This window comes from Mogibacterium sp. CM50 (assembly GCF_000293155.1).
Lineage (GTDB): Bacteria > Bacillota > Clostridia > Peptostreptococcales > Anaerovoracaceae > Mogibacterium > Mogibacterium timidum.
In genome coordinates this window covers 96,752-116,560 of sequence record NZ_ALNL01000035.1, presented here as the reverse complement: position 1 = coordinate 116,560, position 19,809 = coordinate 96,752, and the positions used below count along the sequence as shown (strand labels likewise).

15 protein-coding genes are annotated in these 19,809 nt (G+C 47.2%); 1 reads left to right on the top strand and 14 read right to left on the bottom strand.

The window, feature by feature from the left end:
* Window positions 1-138 precede the first annotated feature (138 nt).
* The 10 genes from gltA to allE all read right to left on the bottom strand — a co-directional run bounded on the left by gltA (window position 139) and on the right by allE (window position 13,114).
* On the bottom strand, window positions 139-1,539 hold the full coding sequence (gene gltA, locus HMPREF1152_RS05345; protein WP_009644100.1) for an NADPH-dependent glutamate synthase: 1,401 nt from the start codon (window positions 1,537-1,539) through the stop codon (window positions 139-141).
* Window positions 1,540-1,541: 2 nt separating this feature from the next.
* Window positions 1,542-2,378, bottom strand: a complete 837-nt coding sequence (locus HMPREF1152_RS05340; RefSeq protein ID WP_009644132.1) for a sulfide/dihydroorotate dehydrogenase-like FAD/NAD-binding protein — start codon at window positions 2,376-2,378, stop codon at window positions 1,542-1,544.
* 456 nt (window positions 2,379-2,834) lie between these two features.
* Window positions 2,835-3,860: a FadR/GntR family transcriptional regulator gene (locus HMPREF1152_RS05335; protein WP_009644106.1), complete on the bottom strand. Its 1,026-nt coding sequence runs from the start codon at window positions 3,858-3,860 to the stop codon at window positions 2,835-2,837.
* Window positions 3,861-3,897: 37 nt separating this feature from the next.
* Entirely contained in the window at window positions 3,898-5,139 is a 1,242-nt protein-coding gene (locus HMPREF1152_RS05330) for a M20 family metallo-hydrolase (protein ID WP_009644102.1), read from the bottom strand.
* Window positions 5,140-5,150: 11 nt separating this feature from the next.
* The gene (locus HMPREF1152_RS05325; protein WP_009644115.1) at window positions 5,151-5,351 is read right to left on the bottom strand and encodes a hypothetical protein; all 201 of its coding nucleotides are present in this window, start codon (window positions 5,349-5,351) and stop codon (window positions 5,151-5,153) included.
* A 100-nt stretch (window positions 5,352-5,451) separates the two neighbouring features.
* The gene (locus HMPREF1152_RS05320) at window positions 5,452-7,065 is read right to left on the bottom strand and encodes an L-lactate permease (protein WP_009644133.1); all 1,614 of its coding nucleotides are present in this window, start codon (window positions 7,063-7,065) and stop codon (window positions 5,452-5,454) included.
* 51 nt (window positions 7,066-7,116) lie between these two features.
* Window positions 7,117-8,049 carry a carbamate kinase gene (gene arcC / locus HMPREF1152_RS05315; protein ID WP_009644069.1) on the bottom strand — a complete coding sequence of 311 codons (933 nt, stop codon included), beginning with the start codon at window positions 8,047-8,049 and terminating at the stop codon, window positions 7,117-7,119.
* Window positions 8,050-8,138: 89 nt separating this feature from the next.
* Complete coding sequence (fdrA, locus tag HMPREF1152_RS09300) at window positions 8,139-11,150, bottom strand: DUF1116 domain-containing protein (RefSeq protein WP_009644082.1); 3,012 nt, start codon at window positions 11,148-11,150, stop codon at window positions 8,139-8,141.
* Window positions 11,151-11,171: 21 nt separating this feature from the next.
* Window positions 11,172-12,224, bottom strand: coding sequence for an ureidoglycolate dehydrogenase (gene allD / locus HMPREF1152_RS05300; protein ID WP_009644149.1), 1,053 nt, complete (start codon window positions 12,222-12,224; stop codon window positions 11,172-11,174).
* A 104-nt stretch (window positions 12,225-12,328) separates the two neighbouring features.
* The gene (allE, locus tag HMPREF1152_RS05295; RefSeq protein ID WP_009644137.1) at window positions 12,329-13,114 is read right to left on the bottom strand and encodes a (S)-ureidoglycine aminohydrolase; all 786 of its coding nucleotides are present in this window, start codon (window positions 13,112-13,114) and stop codon (window positions 12,329-12,331) included.
* A 386-nt stretch (window positions 13,115-13,500) separates the two neighbouring features.
* Here allE and HMPREF1152_RS05290 point away from each other — a divergent pair, with 386 nt between their 5' ends.
* Window positions 13,501-14,364: an alpha/beta hydrolase gene (locus HMPREF1152_RS05290; protein ID WP_009644083.1), complete on the top strand. Its 864-nt coding sequence runs from the start codon at window positions 13,501-13,503 to the stop codon at window positions 14,362-14,364.
* A 180-nt stretch (window positions 14,365-14,544) separates the two neighbouring features.
* On the opposite strand, the gene HMPREF1152_RS05285 is transcribed toward HMPREF1152_RS05290, so the two are convergent.
* From HMPREF1152_RS05285 to HMPREF1152_RS05270, 4 genes are all read right to left on the bottom strand, one after another.
* Entirely contained in the window at window positions 14,545-15,357 is an 813-nt protein-coding gene (locus tag HMPREF1152_RS05285) for a protein-ADP-ribose hydrolase (RefSeq protein ID WP_009644127.1), read from the bottom strand.
* A 167-nt stretch (window positions 15,358-15,524) separates the two neighbouring features.
* The gene (locus HMPREF1152_RS05280; protein ID WP_009644120.1) at window positions 15,525-16,898 is read right to left on the bottom strand and encodes an NCS1 family transporter; all 1,374 of its coding nucleotides are present in this window, start codon (window positions 16,896-16,898) and stop codon (window positions 15,525-15,527) included.
* 32 nt (window positions 16,899-16,930) lie between these two features.
* Window positions 16,931-18,334 (bottom strand): allantoinase AllB, encoded by a 1,404-nt coding sequence (gene allB / locus HMPREF1152_RS05275; RefSeq protein ID WP_009644055.1) that lies wholly within the window; start codon window positions 18,332-18,334, stop codon window positions 16,931-16,933.
* Window positions 18,335-18,418: 84 nt separating this feature from the next.
* Entirely contained in the window at window positions 18,419-19,780 is a 1,362-nt protein-coding gene (locus HMPREF1152_RS05270; RefSeq protein WP_009644071.1) for an NCS1 family transporter, read from the bottom strand.
* Window positions 19,781-19,809 lie beyond the last annotated feature (29 nt).

The window sequence follows — 19,809 nt, the reverse complement described above, 5'->3', positions numbered from 1 at the left end:
TATAAAAATACCCGTCGGCAGGTAAGACAGCTAACGGGTATAGTTATGAACAATCTTCTGTAGTGATCTGCATCAAATCATCCATAGGTATGAGGTAATGTATCTATATGAAGGCTCGGTTGAGCCTGGACATAGCAATTAACGCTGTGCTTTAAGTTTCTCATCAATTGCCGCTGCGGCAGTCTTGCCGGCTCCCATAGCCAGTATCACTGTTGCTGCACCTGTCACTGCATCTCCGCCTGCATAGACATATTCTTTACTTGACTCCATTGTTGCTTCATCAACAATGATTCCACCCCAGCTCTGCGTGTCAAGCCCCGGAGTCGTAGTTCTGAGCAGCGGGTTTGGACTTGTTCCGACGGCTACGATAACCGAATCAACATCAATCACATAGTTGGACCCTTCTATTGGTACGGGTCTGCGTCTGCCGGATGCATCCGGCTCCCCAAGCTCCTGCTCAATAATTTCCATTCCTGTCACATAACCGTTTTCGTCACCGAGGATCGCTGCCGGATTGTTGAGGAATTTGAAAATAATGCCCTCTTCCTTAGCATGGTGAACCTCCTCAAGTCTGGCAGGACACTCAGCTTCACTTCTTCTGTATACGATGTAGACTTCATCCGCACCGAGACGCTTTGCAGTTCTAGCTGCGTCCATGGCAACATTTCCGGCCCCCACTACGGCAACCCTCTTACCGACCTTAACCGGTGTCGGTACCTCGGGGAATTTAAACGCTTTCATGAGATTAACTCTCGTTAAAAATTCATTAGCCGAATATACGCCAAGCAAGCTTTCACCGGGAATATTGAGGAACTTGGGCAGTCCCGCACCGCTACCGATAAATACAGCCCTATATCCATCCGACATCAGCTCATCAACTGTGATTGACTTACCGACGATAACGTTAGTCTCAATCTTAACTCCCAGCCGCTCTACATTCTCAATTTCCTTTGCAACGAGAGCCTTGGGAAGTCTGAATTCAGGGATTCCGTAGCTCAACACACCACCCGGTTTATGAAGAGCTTCAAATACCGTTACATCGTAGCCTCTCCTTGCCAGCTCTCCTGCACAGGTAATTCCCGAAGGTCCACATCCGATAACTGCTACCTTAATTCCATTCTTCTCTATTTCCGGGGTAGTTATACACCCCTTCGACATATGATAATCTGCAACAAACCGCTCCATACGCCCGATTCCTACAGGCTCACCCTTAAGACCTCGAACGCACCTTCCCTCACACTGATCCTCCTGAGGACATACACGCCCGCAAATGGCAGGCAGTGCATTTTCACGAGTAATTACTTCATATGCTGCGTCGAAATCGCCTTCGGCAACCTTCTCTATGAACTCGGGAATCGGAACATTTACAGGACATCCTCCCACACAAGGCCTGTGCTTGCAGTGCAGACATCTACGAGCCTCTTCCATTGCCATCTCCGGAGTATATCCGAGCGCAACCTCATCGAAATTCTTGTTTCTTACGTTAGGATCCTGTTCAGGCATCTTGACCTTCTCAAGGCTCATGTTTCTATTAGCCATTATTAACCCCTTCCTATCTTACATGCGTGGTCGTTCATTTCCTGCTCCTTATCCTTGAAGAAGCTCTGACGCTCCATACATTCCTTAAAATCAACCTTAAATCCGTCAAAATCCGGTCCGTCGACGCACGCAAACTTCATCTCACCGTCTATTGTTACACGACATCCTCCGCACATACCCGTTCCGTCAATCATCAAAGGGTTAAGCGATACCATAGTGTGGAGCCCGGCCGGCTTAGTAACATCTACTACACCCTTCATCATGCCGAGGGATCCGATGGCAATGCATTCTTCATATTCCTCACCCCGGTCCAGCAGCTCCTGTAAAACCACCGTTACGAATCCTTTAGCTCCATAAGAACCGTCATCCGTACAGATATATACATTGTCACAGAATTCTCTGAACTGTTCTTCGAGGATGATAAAGTCCTTGGATCTTCCACCGATAATCACATCAACCTTTACTCCCATCTCATGAAGCTTCTTGAGCTGTGGGTAAATAGGCGCTGCCCCCAGTCCTCCGGCAACTCCGATAACCTTCTTGTCGGTATACTTGAGGGGTGAAGGGACACCGAGAGGACCGACGAAATCCTCTACATAATCTCCCTCCTGCTTCTCCGATAGCAGATTTGAAGAATAACCAACCTTCTGATAGATGATTGTAACTGTCTCCTTTTCTCTGTCGAAGTCTGCAATTGTAAGCGGAATTCTCTCTCCATCCTCATCCACTCTGATGATGATAAACTGTCCCGCTTCACATTTTCTAGCGACGAACGGTGCATGAATCTCCATCAGCTCGAGAGCAGAATTCAAAATTTTTTTGCTAACTATCTTATACATGTGGCCTCCATATTAAAATCATTAATGCAATTTAAATCACACAAAGCACTTTTTATACAACGTGTATTATTCGCAAGACTTAACATTGTTAATTCACAAACAGCTTGTATCTCAAGCCTCATAATATTTATACTACTCATTAACGCTTATGTCAATACGAAATTAAAAATTGGTTGACCCAATTTCACCAAAGCGGTTTCATTATTCTTCAACCAATTTTTAACAACATTTATTGCACTCTATAATACAACAGCCAATATTTACTTATGCATACAGGCCGGAATTCAGCCGTTGTTCTTCCATGCAGCTACAGCATTTTGAGCTTGATGTAATCCGAAAAGCTCATTAAAAATGCAGCAGCACTCCCTTTTTTAACAGGCTCGAAGTGCGCTGCTTATTCTCAAAGCACTGCCTGCGTCCTGCATCCTGTATAATCTAAATCAGCCAAAGTCACTATCACAGATCATAACGCAAGCTCGATTCATTTAGGTGATTCTGCATTGCCTTAGCTGCCGCCTCTGAATCCTTGGACATTATTGCATCAAACAGCTCCTTATGCTCAACCAGAACTGCAGAAATCTGATTGGGCTCTACCATGCCTGTGCCGCTGACTCTCTGCAAGAAGTTCCTGATAGTTCTTAGCATGGATAGGATTATCTGATTACCTGAACATTCCGCGATACATGTGTGGAAATCAATATCTTCATCCAACGTTTCCTTGAGCGCCGCCTGCGCGTTTTTATTGATATCGCAGTTAGCGAAGGTGTGTTCCATGCGACTATAGATTTCAGCCAGTCTGTCAAGCTTAACCTGATCCTCGCACTGTGCTGCCAGCTCTGCTGATTTAACCTCAAGAATCGATCTGACAGTCAGGATGCTGTCGACCTGATCACCATCCAGAAAAAGCGACCACGATAAGGGGATAGAGAAGAAATTAGTCTCGCGGCTCGAGATATACGTACCCTGACCAAGTCGAATATCGATCATGCCCAGTACGTCCAGTACCTTGAGCGATTCTCTGACTGCAGATCTGCCTACGCCCAGCTTTCGAGCCAGCTCACGGTCGGATTCTATCTGATCGCCACGCTTCAATCTACCTTCGAGCATCTCGTCTGCAAAATACATCGTAAGACGATTTACAAGCTTGCTGATACTGCCCTTCTTCTCAATGCCTCGTAATAGTTCTTCGTTCTCTTTGTGTTCTGCCAGATATTTCTCGATCTCCTTCATAAACTCATCCGGATTGAGGGAGAACAGCATCGTGTCTATCTGGAGCTTAGCACAAACCGAGCTGACAACCTCGTTGACACGCTCTCCGCCCTTTGATTCAAGGTTGGAGAGTGTGGCAATGCTCATCAACGGCTTATCGTCTCGCTTGCACAGGAAGTAGTCTATGAACTCCTTTTGTGTCATCTTGAGAGAGCGCCTCAATGACCTGATGTTGTTTCTCTTGAAGGCAGAATTGTATCTACCATCTACCATATTTTTTCACCATCCATATCCATCTTATGCAAAGTTTTTATTTGTTGAGCAGCTCCGCAATTAGATCTGTCATCAGTACCGACGCCTTAGCCAGGTCGCTGTACTTGCTGAACTCAACCGGCGTATGACTTCTTCCATCCTTGCTCGGTACAAACACCATCACTGTAGGAAGCTGCTGCCCTATCTCAAGAGAATCGTGGCCTGCACCGCTTGGAAGTCTCATGTAAGAATACCCTCTCTTCTTGCAGGAATCCTCCAGTATATCAAGCATTGAGCTGCTGAGCTCTACCGGTGTGATGACAAGCTTAGTATCGATCTCGTAGGTTCCGCCCATAATCTTGCACTCACGAGCAAGAGCCGCCTTAATTCTATTTGCGATATCATTAATATTGTCATTGTTCATCGAACGAATGTCAACTGTGAATTCAACCTGCTCAGCAACAATGTTCATCCCGCCGTTTGGGACCTTAATCAGACCAACCGTAGCAACTGTACCGTCAGCCTTCTCTCTAGCCCAGTCAGCGATCTTGGAGATAACCTTAGCTGCTGCATCTGCTGCATCGAGTCTCATATCCATTGGGGTTGTACCTGCGTGGTCGGCCCTTCCGTGGATTGTCACCATATATCTCTGGATACCTACGATACCTGTAACAAGACCGAGCTCAATCTGCTTCTGGTCTAATACCGGACCCTGTTCGATGTGAGCCTCTACGAAGCTGCCGATCGATCCATCCGGCCACTTAGCGTCCTCAAGCTTATCCGGATCCAGACCGTACTCCTTCATGGCCTCTGCGATCGTTACACCGTTAATATCAGCAAATTGCCTTGTATATGCCGCATCTCTGTGACCGAGTATAGCACCGGAGCCGAAGTAACCTGTTCCAAATCTCATTCCCTCTTCATCCATGAATCCGACTACAACTAGATCTCTCTTGTGCTCGAGGCCCATGTCGATAATCTGTCTGGCAACCTCTATGGAGCAAATTACTCCGCCGATCCCATCGTAGTTACCGCCGTGGAGCACCGAATCGAAGTGCGAACCGGTCATAACGCAGGGAAGTGAAGCATCAGTTCCTTTCAGTATACCAAATACGTTTCCGGCTGCATCTTCCTTAACCTCCAAACCGATAGACTCCATCTCCTGCTTGAGATAATCCACAGCCTCACGAGCCTCCTTCGTGAAAGGAAGTCTTGTGCATCCGGCATCAGGTGTGGCAGTAAATCTCTTAAGATGCTCAAGATTCTGAGCGATTCTTCCTGTTACCATTTCAATTTCCATCTTTAGTCCTCCTATTTACCCTTTCTATCGAGTATAAATACCTTTATAGGTGAAATTAAGACTGCAACGATTACGAGAACCAGCCCACAGTTCTCCAGCATTTCCGATTTCATCTTAATTCCTATCAATATTACCATAAAACTGACCATGGCTACCACAAAACCTATTGTCAGCGCGCCGGCCTTTGTCCGCCAGAAGCTCGTCTTTTCCATCTCACACCTCTCCTTAACTGCTTACAAGCTTGCTATAGTCAAATACTATGAACGTGCAGCGTTAATATCTTATGCCTCTACTATCTCGCTTACAAGATTGCTATAGTCCAAATACTATGAACAGGAAAGCTCCTATCAAAATCGTTGCCGGAATTGTTATAGTCAGCAATAGCTTAAGCACTTCGCCCTCTTTCCCGAGAATATTTGCCGTAGTAGTTCCAAGGATGATTTTACTTGGGCTCACTGCAGCTCCTATGGCTCCGCCGGCAGTCTGTGCACCCAATACACCTGCTGCTGAAACGTGGAGCAACTGCGCCGTTGTAACCTGGAATCCGCCGAACAGAATGTTTGAGCTCATGTTGCTTGCAGTCATAAAGGTTCCGAGCAGTCCGACGAACGGTGCCAACAGTAGATACTTGCTGCCGAGCACATTTGCAATTCCCTGCGATAGAACGATCGTCTGTCCCGTTCCACCCATGATTTTGGACATGATTACCAGTCCGATTACGGCCATACCTGATGGCATCGTCATTGAAATCGAGTTCGCAAACGCGTTCCTGATTCCACCTGTCTTGATCCAGCCCTTACTCTTGTAGTACGCAAGCGCAATAATCGCAGCAAGAAACAGAAACATGCCGGCCTGCGTAAATATAGCAACAGGAGAATAGCTGTCGCTTGCCGCATTTACAATACCATAGCCGGTACGCGTCTCAGGTACGACAATTCCTATCTTAAACCGCCCCAGCATCTCGTTGATTGGCTTAATAGCCAGAACAACGAACGTCATAACGGATAACAGCAGGTATGGCATGAAGGCCTGGATCAGCGACATATCCTTAGGAATATAGCTGTCGGCTGCAGCTGCAGGCTCGACCCGCTCCATAATTGGTGACTTTTCAAGCTTCCAATCTGTGTTGTACAACTTCATTCTGCCGAGCAGCATAACCAGCACCAGTGCGATTACTGCAGGGATAAAGTTGCTTAAAGTGGTATTAATCTGGCTGAGAACGAGCTCGCCAGCTCCACCTGCTGCAGTCAGAGCCAGCACTGCAGGTAAGCCCTTGCGCACCGCCTTGCCCTTGCCGTAGAACCAGCAGATAATCAGGCCTGTAATAAAATCCCATGCCAGCAGGAATACCGCAGCCCAGAACGCAGCCTTGAAATATTCCGCACTCCCGGCCTTTAATCCTGACGCATCTGCGAGTGCATCCCACGCGGCACCGAGTGTACCGAAGGTATTTCCCCAAGCCTGTCCCAGCAGAGGAATTGCAACTGCATAGATTGGCCTGACACCGATGCCTATAAGCAGCGGAGCGACCACCGCTACCGGAACTCCAAAGCCGGTAATTCCCTGTAGAAAGCTGACAAATACCCATCCAAGTGCAAGTATCAGCAGCAGCTCATTAGGAATAAGCTTACTGAGTTCATTCTTGATGACAAGAAAGGCGTTTGCCTCTTGTCCGGCCTGATACAGGAGAATCGCTGTCCAGATAATCAACAGGATCACCAGAGAGCTCCATACACCTTTGGCACTCTCCACAGCGACCAGATGAGCCGGAGCCTTATAAAAGGTTAGTGCAGAAAGAATTGTTACAAGCAAACCGACCGGGGCGGCTTCAGTAGCACCCCAGTGGAATTTAATCATTAAAACTATTAATACAATAATCGGGAGCATCGCCATGCCCCACATCGCGAAATTAACAGGTATGTTCATTTCTTAATAACTCCTATGAATTATACAGATGATTAACTTACATGACAGAAATTACTTGTGAATAACTGTTCCTGTCTCTCCGTTAATTCCTTCCTTAGCCTTTTCAAGGAGTGTGATGAGAGCATTTCTGCCTTCACCCGACTCAGCGAAACGAATAGCTGCCTCAACCTTGGGAAGCATTGAACCCTTGGCGAACTGCTCTTCAGCGATATACCTGTTAGCCTGCTCGATTGACAGATCAGACAGCCATTCCTGGTTTGTCTTACCGAAGTTGATAGCAACCTTTTCCACAGCAGTCAGAATTACTAAGTAATCAGCTCCAAGCTCTCTGGCAAGAAGACTTGATGCATTATCTTTATCGATCACAGCCTCAGCGCCTACGAGTTTTCCGCCCTCATCAAATACCGGGATTCCGCCACCGCCGCAAGTGATCACAACATGGCCCGCATCAGCAAGCGTCTTAATCGTTCCCAGCTCACAGATCTTGAGCGGCATTGGGGAAGCAACAACCTTGCGGTAGCCCCTGCCAGCATCCTCAGCTATTGAAATTCCTTCAGCAGCCAGCTTATCAGCCTCTTCCTTAGTGAGGAATCTGCCGATTGGCTTGGTAGGGTTCTTGAATGCTTCATCGGCCGGGTCAACGAGTGTCTGTGAGATAATGGAAGATACCTTCTTATCCATTCCTCTCTTCTTGAGCTCGTATTTGATAGCGTTCTGAAGGTCGATTGCAATGTATCCCTGTGACATAGCAACGCTTGTAGGCAGTGGTACTGCTCCATATCCGCCATTAGCTGCTGCAAGAGCATCCATAGCATTCTGAATCATTCCGACCTGTGGACCGTTTCCGTGTGTAACGATTAAATCGTGCCCCTCTGCGATGAGGTCTACGATAACCTCCGCAGTATGAGCAACTGCTTCACGCTGCTCATCAACTGTGTTGCCAAGTGCATTTCCACCCAGCGCGATGACAATCTTCTTTGCCATGTGTATATCCCCCTTGATATTCTCTGATAATAGTAACGACCTGATTGCTCAGGCCGTCACATTACTTGTTATTGTGCTCTTCACTTGGATTAACCTTCGTAACCAAGCTTTTTGGCGTAAGCAAGTACAGCTCTTTCAAATGCTTCAATTGGTGGATGTACTGTTCCGGCACCAATCTGTCCGAATCCGGCAATCTTGTGCGCAATCCCTGTATTGATTACAGGCGTGATTCCTTTCTCAACCACGAGTCTTGCATCGATTCCAAGGCATGTACCTGTGAAGTTCCAATTAGGAATAATGTAGTTAGGATTTCTATCTATTGTGATCTCTGTCATCTCGTTTGATGTGCTGAGAGCATCCTCGTATCCGCCGGCTCCGACAAATCTTGTTACGGCCGGAGCAGCAATCATGGCCATCCCACCTACACCTACTGTCTCAGTGATAGCGCTGTCACCGATATCCGGGCAAGCATCCTCACCGTCATATCCGGTAAAGTATAGACCCTGCGGGGTGTTAACCGGTCCGGTGAACCACTCGTCTCCCATACCTGCGATGCGGATGCCGAAGTTCACTCCGTTTCTGCACATTGCAGTAACAACAGTTCCCTCTGTAAGTGTTCCGGCTCCATCCATGATGGACTTGCCTGTAGCCATCATTACATTGAGGAAGAACTGATCTGTATCAGCGAGGAACTTGATGACCTGTGACTTCTCTTCCTCCGGCATATCCATGTCTGTTACGATTGGAGCCATCTCCTTGAGGAAGCAGAGAGAAGCAGCGATGTTTCTCTGGTGGAACTCGTCTCCCATTGCAATTGCCTTAGCAATCAGCGGGTTCACTCTGAGTCCGCCTTCAAGACTTCTGAGTGCTCTTCCCAGTGTAGGACCGAGTACATCTCTCATCCACCTCAGTCTGTTAACAACCTCTTCCGAATAAGCTCCGAATCTCAGTACCTTTCCGATACCCTCGTTCATCTGGCAGTAAGCATAATTACCGTCAGTCTCGTTCTGTACTACGAATACAGGCATGTGCTGAGTTGTGATTCCTCCCATAGGCCCTACTGCATTGCAGTGATGGCATGGGATGAACTTAATCTCGCCGGACTCGAGAAGCTTACGGGCGTCAGCTTCGTTATCTGCCCACTCCTCAAAGAGCACAGCACCTACACAAGAGCCTTGAACTGTTGCGGGCATATCCTTGTACTCGATTGGCGGACCGGCGTGAAGAATAACCTTTCCGTTATTCTCATTAAGCTGAGGAATTACTGCCATAGCCGGAACATTATCCTTGAGCACCGGCTGCGCAGCAACGACCTTAGCTATAACCTCGCGGTTAGCCTCGTCAATGTCAATATCTTCATAATTTCTGAGGAAGTTGAGAGCCTTGATTAACTCGAGGTTTCCGCCTGCCGGTGGCATCCAGTCATATTGAACAACATCGCATCCGAATTTGGCAGTTACTTCTGCGAAGCTCCTAAGGCCAATGTTGATAACCTTTGGCTTATTAGCGAGCATAAAGAGCAGCTTCTCTGATGGTTCAGCCGGAGTGAAGTCCTTAACTTCCTTAGGCCGAGTCTCCTTGTGCTCCTCTGTAAACCTGTATCCGATTGCTTCGATTGCAGTCTCAACAGCAAGCTTATTGGTCTCTGCCACGATTACCCCTGCAGCCTGAAGCTTCTTAACGGACTCATCGTATCCCTGATAGTCATTTCTGGTTCCACAAACCTCTGCAACAAAGAATATCTCTCTGTTCTGCTCTGCAGCCTTCTTCTTGAGAGTCTCAACAGCCGGAATCAGAGCCCCGGCCATATCGTCATGTGAACCGTATCCGAGAACTACGTCGAACAGGATAACGCCTGTGCTCGGATCATCCATAGCCTCTGCCATGCACTCAACTCTCTTGGTTGGGTCGATCATTGGATGTGGCTTGCCTTGAGTGTACATGTCATCACCGAGGTCGATAACGACGTGCCCCTTGTGGTTGAGTTTAAATCCATCCTTGTGAGTATTATCAGTGAACGCCAGAGCATCCTTGATCATCATTGCAGCTTCGCCTGCAAGAGTACCGCCGGAGTAGTAAGCCTTGATGGTCTTCTTGTCCTCAGCCTTAAAGAACTTGGACTTATCGCACTCTACAGCTCCTTCAGCAACCTTCCGCCCTCTCACCAGGCTAACAGCGAGACGCGCGCACTCATCGAGCGTATAGGTCTGATATAGGCCTTCCTCGTAGTACTCCGGCTTCTCGCCGAGAAACAGGCATACAACAGGCTTGCTGTAAACGCTGAGTCTGGCGGCGATTCTGTCTCTGACAGCCTTAGCCGGCGGCTTAGAGATAACCACAAGCACTTTAACTGTCTGATCCTTCTCCATAGCATCGATGACGTCCATCATAGTAGTTCCGCCGACTTCCTCGGAGAGGTCACGACCGCCGGTACCGATAGCATTTGTAACACCCTCACCAAGCCTATCTATGATAGTCGTCAGCTCCTGGATACCGGTACCTGATGCACCGATGATACCGATTGAACCGGGATTTACAGTGTTAGTGAATGCGATCGGCACACTCCGGATGATCCCGGTGCCACAGTCAGGGCCCATTACAACGAGCCCCTTCTCATGTGCCTTATCCTTAATCTTCTTCTCATCCTCAATTGTTACGTTATCGGAGAACATGAATACGTTCATCCCCTCATCCAGCGCTCTCTCGGCTTCGAGTGCAGCATAAGCTCCCGGGATGGAGATTACGGCCAGGTTAGCATCCGGCATCCGGCTGAGAGCCTGCTCCCAGCTCTTAGCTGACTTGTTTTCTTCGCCCTTCTTATTGGCGTTAGCTTCCTTGGCAAAGTACTCGTCAACCTTATCCATAAGGGGATCCAGCACGCTCTCGTCGTCTACGTCGGCAACTACAACCATGTCGTTAGCCGTTGCATTCATCAACTCCTCAGTCTCAAGTCCACTCTGCTTAAAAATATCCTTGTTAGCCGGAGTTGCCATCATGATGGAAACCTTATTGACGCCATCAACTGTTGAAACAGCATTGGTGAGAAGCATCAGTGTAACAGAATCATGGTAGCTTCCTGCTTTCACAATTGTCTTCAGCATTTATAAATTCTCCCTTTTTAATTAATCAGCAAATCTATTCTTGTGATCGTATCTATTGAAGTGAACGGGCTCCCCCTTCAGGTACTCTACCAGCTCGTCAGCGACGTCCAGACCGCCTGTTGCATAAGCCTTATCCATTCTGGCCTTAGCTCTCTCCCCGGGGTAATTAACCTTGTCGAATCCAGGAGCAGGCTTCATAGCATCAAGCTCGTCCAGGCACTGTGCCATAGCCTTCTTAAAGGCGTCTGCGCCTACAAATCTCTCCGGATCCATTACAATATGCATCTGCCCCAGTCTTCTGCCCTCAGAAAGGTCGTGATACATAGAGCTTACATGTCCGCCGAAAGGAACTCCCAGAAGGATCCCGGAGAATACGTCAACCAGCATCATCAGTCCATAGCCCTTAGCTCCGGCGATTGGATTAAGAGCGTTGACCTTGTGCGGATCAGTTACAGGAGCGCCGTCCTCATCTACCGCCCAGTCCGCCGGAATTTCCTGATGCTTGGATCGCTTGTCGAGGATCTTTCCCCAAGCCTGAACTGTAGTAGCCATATCGAATACTACCTTCCTGTCGTCAGCTGTCGGAGCTGCAAATGACATTGGGTTTGTGCCGTAATAAGGCTCAGCGCCACCATAAGGAACTGCCATTGGATCCGACTGGCAGAATGAAATTGCCAATAGATCCTCATCAGCTGCCATCTCTGTATAGTAGCCGATAGAACCGGAGTGTGAAAGGTTGGACATTCCGACAACTGCGATTCCGTTCTTCTTAGCCATTTCGATAGCCTTCTCCATGCCCTTCTTAGCAACAGTGAACCCAATTCCATTGTCACCGTCGAGGATTCCGGAGCAAGGGCCTGTTTCCTTCCAAGTCATATTAGGCTCTGCAGTAATACCGCCCTTTGCGATTCTCTCACTGTAGTACTCTACTCTTACAGCACCATGGGAATAGTAACCTCTCTCGTGTGCCCATGTAAGAACCTCCGACGTTGTCTCTGCATCATCCTCATGCAGACCTGCCTGCATGAGCTTGTCCTTCATCAAGCCCTTAAGCTCTTCTCTTGATAGTTTCACTTATTTACCTCCACGAATTAGTCAGTAACGAATTCTATTTCACAAAAGCAGGTTCGTATCTGTGACACGAACCCGTTATCAACAATGTTCATTATTGTTTAAACTTACAGCTCAACGTCTCTGTTGCAGTCCTTTGAGTAAATGTAGATGAAGTCCTCGGTACCTACACCGTAGCAAGCTTGAGGTACGTAAGAATCCATGAATACGTAGTCACCCTTCTGTAGCGGAATCCACTCATTGTCCAGTCTGTACATTCCCTTACCCTGTAGGAAGTACATTCCGTGCTCCTGGATGTGAGTCTCAATATATCCGTGGCATGCTCCCGGAGCAAATTTTAGGATATGCATATTCATATCAAAGCCAAAGTCTTTAGCTGCAGGGAGAAAGTCCTTGCTCTGGCAGTTTGTCATGCCCTCGTAGTCCATCCAGTCAACGTCGTTAATATTTGCAACAACTGTATGAGCCGACATACCTTCAACAGCAACGTATCTTCTCCTGTAAATGTAAACAAAAGCGTCCTCGCCGCTCTTGTTCTCGAAGCGGAACGGCTTATCAGCCGGTGAGAAGATATATCCACCCTTTGTAAGAGTTGCTTCTTCATCAGCGTTCTTAACTGTGAGCTCTCCGCTGATAACATACATGAAAGCCTCGATTCCTTCTCCACCGATCCTCTCGTTCTTGCCACCCGGGTGAACTGTCGAGATATAATCTGCAAAAGATGCTCCCATTGCAGGCGAACCGAGAATAGTTGTATCGCAGTTCTCATATCCGGGAATTGCATTCTTAACAAGACCGTCCGGTTCTAGAATTACATAATTCTCTTTCTTAAAAACGGATCTGGTGTCTAAAAGCGACTCTCTGTAACCGGTATTATTGTTTAAATAACTCATGAAGTTTACCTCTCTTCCTCATGCTTTAATAATAATAAACTTTTCAAGTTGGTCTTCAGTTGTCAACCAATTTCTTAAGATATTTAATCATCTTTCAACCTTTTTTTCAAGGATATATGCAAATTTATATTGTACTAATATTAAGCCATAGTCATCTTTGAAATTCATTTAACAGTATTATATAATTTCGTAGAAAACTCGGGAACTAATAGGTTTTTTCAAGGATTTTTAACATATTGCCTGTGCTTGTCCATATTTTACTCAATTCTGCATTTGCGATGTATATCGGAATATGAACAGATATATATTGGCAAGCTCTTCAGATAATTTTTATTCTGAAGTAAAATTCGCATTAAAATTTTAACACATGAGATTGTGAGGCAGCAATGGTAACTATCAGGAAGATTTCAACAGCTAAGAACAGGTTAAAAACCGGCAAAGGTTCTGATGGCAGAAATTTTATTTTGTATTATTCAGATGAAATTGATCCGAAGGCTCTGCTCGTATACATACACGGGGGAGGTCTACTCTACGGAACACCGGAGGATCTGCCGAAGATGCATGTAGAGAAATTTACAAGTACGGGATATGCCATATTAGCGATCGACTACCCGCTCGCACCACAGGCGAAAATTGATGCGATACTGGAAGATATAGTTGATTCTATCAACAAGAGCTTCAAAGCTGCAGATCTGGCTGACAGCCTGCCTCTCTTCGTATGGGGCCGCTCGGCAGGCGCTTATCTCGCCCTGCTCTCTTCTGTAAATGACAAGCTTACGGTTAAACTGAACGGAATAATTTCGTACTATGGATACGGATTTTTGAACGATGGATGGTACGATGCACCAAGTGCATTTTATAGTCAGCTCCCGGCTGTTCCCGCAGAGATGGCTAAGACTGATAGGCAGGAAGCTATATATAGCGGCGCACTCGACGAGTACTACAGCACTTACGTATATGCCAGGCAGACCGGAAGATGGAAGGACTTGATCTACGAGGGGCGCGATAAATTTTTCTTCCTGTATTACACGCTCAGAACGGTCGATTCTCTGCCTGCACCTGTATTTGCAGCACACAGCACAGGCGACACCGATGTACCGTATAGCGAGTTCATCTCATTGTGCAATAAGTACAAGCCCGAGAAGTTCATCGTTTCGATCCATGCACACGATTTTGACAGAAATACCGACGACCCTGCGACAAAGGATCTGTTAAGTAAGACATCTGATTTCATAGAAAACAACCTATAACCTATAACCTATAACCTATAACCTATAACCTATAACCTATAACCTATAACGGATTATATATTCATCAGAACTGAATAATACTCATTTAAATCCATAAAACCATCCACGCATCAAACGCGTGGATGGTTAATGAACGGGCAAGGCACTACACCCCCCGCGAGACGCGGCGAACGTACCATATCAAATGCATTGTTCATAATACTCTCTGTCATCATCCTTAAATACGTTAAAAATCACCCGTTCCATCGCCCCCGGGTGCTCCGACAACCACTCTTTAACAGTGGCAACCGCAATTTCTGCCGCCCTCCTGTTCGGAAAATGAAATACTCCTGTTGAGATGCAGCAGAAGGCAACGCTTTTTATGTCATTTTCCAGACACATATTTAATACGTTAGCGTAGCAGTCAGCAAGCGCTTGCTCCAGCTCTGATGTCAGACCGAATTGCACAATGGGTCCGACCACATGAATAACCTTCTTCGCCGGCAAATTGTAACCGCCGGTCAGAATCGGAACCGCTGTCGGCTGTTCATAATCGCTCCCATATATCACCCTCAGTCGATTCATCTGTCTGTTGCACTCTTCTCTAAGCTGCACCCCTGCAAAAGTGTGTATGCAGTTGTCAATACACGTGTGCATAGGAATAAAACAGCCGAGCATCTGTGAATTTGCAGCGTTTACAATCGCATCTGCCGCAAGTCTCGTTATATCCCCTTGCCATATTGAAATCACACCTTCTCTAATAGGAATATCGTGCAGCTCCACCACGCCGTGCTCCTTCGCTCTCGACTGCAGATATTCATTTTGTATCTGCAGAGCCATATCGTCCAGGTGACGCGGCATGCGCACGTTCATGAGCGAACGCAGCAGGCGCCTTTTGCCGATTACATCATCAGGTGTTTCAAGCACACTGTATTGTGCAGATTCCGACTTGAATACATCTACCAAGTAATCAAGCTGTTCTATCTCAGTCAGATTTGCTAGTCTCCTCTTCATATGTTCACCCTGCTTCCTTTAACCAAATTTACATGCCATAGTGACATCTTATGAATACTATATATCTTAATGCCCTGCATGACTATATGATATATGAAAACGCACGTATAACAAAATCACCTATCCGCAGAATACGGGTAGGTGATTGATTGTGCTATTGCTATGAGCTACTTCTTCTCAAGGGTTGTTCCCTTTCTGAAGTTATCGCAAGACTTCATGTTTCTCATTAACAGATAGTATACGATTCCTGTTGGAATAGTAGCCGTAAAGAATGAGAGGTTTACATCGAGCAGCCCGATTACACAGCCAACGATTGTGGCAATGATAGCTGCCATGTTGATACCTTTTTTTGAACCCTCAGGATCATACAGATCATCGAGCTGTTCCTTGGTGAAGTTCCTCTTGTGCAGTATGAAATAGTCTACGATAAGGATAGCGAAGATAGGCGCAAAGAACGCCGAGTATACCTTAACAAAGAGTGCAAGTCCTGCTGCGGAGCTGTCGTTAGTCAGAATCCACGGGCAAGTTGCAACTGCGATGATTCCGATGAGGATCACTGCAGTCCTATGCTTCATCTTAAAAGTATCCATGAATACATATGCCGGTGGAATTACGTTGCTTGCAAGGTTCGTCGATAGCTGAGCAAAGATGATAAACGCAAGTGTGACAATAAGAACGACCTTGTTGTCAACCATAGCAGCAAACGCATTGATTGGGTTAGCAATTCCTGTTGCTGTGGATGCCATTGCCCCGATAACGCCGAGCATTACCGTTGCCGGAACCATAGCCATAAAGTATGAGATGCCGCGCACCGGAGCACTGTAGCCCTGCTTCATTTCACGCGAATAGTCAGAAGCGTTGAGCATTACCGTTGTTGAGTTACCGAAGAATGCGATGATAGCAGCAACAAACGGCATGCCCCATGTGCCGCTCTTGTGCATCAGGTTAGTAGAAATTACATCCCACTGAGTTGTTACGCAGATGTAAAGGAGGTAGAACATGGCGATGACAATCACTGTACCCCCGATGTTTCCAACCCACTTTGCACCCTTGAAGCCCTTAATAGATAGAAGGATCTGAACGACCTGGAAAAGGATGAAGAACAGCCAGATGTTGTCATAGTGAAAGAGCAGCTTCGCGATGTTGTTGATAGCTGCACCGCCGAGCCATGTCTGATATCCGTACCATACGATGGCAGGCAGTCCTCTGATCATCGATGGCAGGATGTTACCCTTTGTACCATATGCGCTCTTGAGGTGAATCGAATACGGAGCACCGGTCTTGTATCCGAACTGGTCATTCATGGCGATGCCAACTACCAGAATAGTAGATCCAAGCAGCACTGCCAGGAAGAGCTGCAGGAGGTTAAGTCCTGTCTCAATCTGCGCAGATCCCTGAGCGAGAGTTCCGATTGAAATACAACCGCCGAGCCACAGCATCGTGTTAGACCCCCAGCTCATGGTACGTTTTTCCCAAGGAATCGGCTTAATGCTTTCACCCCCGGTCTCCGTGGCATTTACGTTTTTATTTTCTGTACTCATTACTTTGTTCTCCCTTTAATATTCAGCAACTATTACTTAACAGGCGTTACATACTCTCCATAGCCCTTAGCCTCTTCGAGGTACATACCGTCCTTAGCTACAACGTGCCCGCGGATAACAGTGCATGTTGGAGAGCCCTTTCCTTCCAGACCGTCGAAGCACGTTACGTGTCCCTTGGTGAACAGCTTAGTCTGATCAACCTTCCACGCCTTCTCCGGATCGACGATTACAGCATCGGCATCAAAGCCGATTTCAAATGCACCCTTCTGTCCGTAGAATCCAAATACCTTGGCAGGATTGTAATCCATAACCCGAGCAATCAGGCTTGGACTCAGCTTCTTCTGATGTACAACCATGTCGAACATCATTGGCAGGAAGAACTGGATGGCGTTAAGTCCGCCCCAGGCCTGCCAAATGTCTCTTGTTTCGTTGTCCTTCTCCTCGTCTGCAGCAGGTGAGTGGTCACTACCAACGCATGATAGAGTTCCGTCAAGGACGTAATCCCACAGCTTCTCTACGTCTTCCTTGGTTCTTAGAGGAGGTGTACACTTAGCCGGACCACCTTTCTCAAATACGAAGTCCTCAGAGAATCCGAGGTAGTGTGGGCAAGTCTCGGCTGTGATAGGAAGTCCCTCGTGCTGAGCTTCCTTTACAACCTGTGCAACCATTGGATGGCTTACGTGGCAGATGTGAACTCTTCCGCCCGTAGCTCTAGCCATGTCGATTACATTCTTAGTTGCTACGTACTCTGTCCATACATCGTGGGAATCCAGGAACGCTCTGATCTTTTCCCGTCCTGACCGACCGGACATAGCCTTAGCCTTCTTCTCTCTCTCCAGAACCTGACCATACTCCTCGCAGTGAAATCCGCAGAGCGCGTTGTACGGCCTCAGGATTTCGAGAGCCTCACGAACGTTACCCATGTTAACTGTAGGGAACAGCGGTCCGTTAGGGCAAGTGAAGCCTTTGAATGCAGCAACACCTGCCTGCTCGAGCTCCTCGAGATCAGCGAGGTTGTTATGTACCGAATCAGGATTGTCATCGAAATCTCCTACAATTCCACCCCATAGACCGAAGTCGATGTACGAGTGTTTGCTGATCCTGCTCATCTTGAGGTCAAAGATTTCCTTGTTCATGAGCGAAGGATCATTGTTAAGAGGCATATCGATCAGTGTTGTGCAGCCTGCAACTGCAGCAGCTCTTGACCCTGTCTCAAAATCCTCCCGGTAGTCGAATCCCGGCTCATTGAGGTGAGCGTGGCAGTCGATAATTCCCGGGTATACCAGATTACCCTTTGCATCGATGACTTTCTCTGCTTCCGCATCTGATCCGGGAGCCAGGAATGCAGCATATTTGCCATCCTGTACAGCTATGTCCGCTTCATAAATACGATCAGGGGTAACCAGCTTACCGTTCTTGATAATTAGATCATACATGTCTAATTCCTCCTTATTACTTACACAGAGCAGGGAGTGCAAGTCGCAGCTCTCTGCCTGATAATGTATAGATTAATTTTTTGATTAGTCTTCAAATATAGTTCCAATTCTGAAGTTCCCGGACGCCGGCAGGTACTTCATGAGCAGGTAGTATACAACACCCGTTGGAATGAGGCTGACGTACCATGACAGATCGACTACAAATACCGATACCAGGGCTCCTGCTGCGATTGAGATGATTGCCGCCCAGTTGACACCCCTGAAAGGTCCCAGCTTGTCATATAGCGCGTTTACATCCAGTGTACTCTTGCGCAGCAGATAGTAGTCAACAACCATTACTGCGAAGATAGGCCCCAGGAATGCCGAGTACACCTTTGTGAACAGCGAAAGTCCTGCAGCGGAATCCGCTGTTACAAGCTTCCACGGCATTACGCATACCGAGAGGATGCCTACGAGCACTGTCGCATGCGACCACTTCATTTTGAAGGACTCCATCAACACGTAAGCCGGTGGAACGATATTGTTGAGTACGTTGGTTGTAACCTGAGCAAATGCGATGAATACTAGAGTTACGACTGTAAGTAACTTGCTGCCCATTGTAGTCGAGAACACAACTACAGGATCCGAATTTCCTGTTGCTGCTGTAACGAGAAGTCCGATAAGTCCCATGAACAGAGTTACGGGCAGGATAGCAATCGTGTAAATCGAACCGGTCTTAACCGGCTTGATGTTCTCCTTGAGATTTCTCGAGTAGTCGGAAGCGTTGATAATCATCGTGGAATAGATTCCGAGGAAGGATGTTGTAGCAGCCCAGAAAGGCATTCCCCATGTTCCCTTTACCCCGGCAAATGAAGCGCTGATATCTACTGCGAATTTAGTCTTAACTACGTATAGCATATAAGCAAGAATTACCACGATGAATACGCAAGAGAAGTTCTCGAGCCACTTGATTCCGTGGAAGCCCTTGATCGCAAGGGCAACCTGGAGAAGTGTGAAAAGACCGAAAACCACCGGCAGGTTGTTAATTCCCCACAGAATCTTGAAGCAGCTGTTGATAGCGCCCGCTCCGACCCATGACTGGAATCCGAACCATACGATAGCCGGCAGACCTCTCAGTACACCGGGGATCTTGACACCGGCAGTACCGAAGCTGGATCTCAGCTGAACTACGTACGGCATACCATACTTGTGGCCTGCGTTACCGATCAGGACTAATGCGATAGCGATTACGAGGCATCCGATAGCCATAGCCAGGATAGCCTGAGTGATTGTCAGCACTCCAATCAGTGCAGAACCCATCGAGAATGTTCCGATGGATACACAGCCGCCAAGGAACGATGCTGTGTAAGATAGCGATCCCATGATACGTGTCTTGGTAGGCTGTAGGTCTTCATTGACATCAGCCGCAAGCTTAGGATCGAGCACCTTGTTATCTACAATGCTCATTAAAATTTTTCTCCTTTAAAATAATTTCG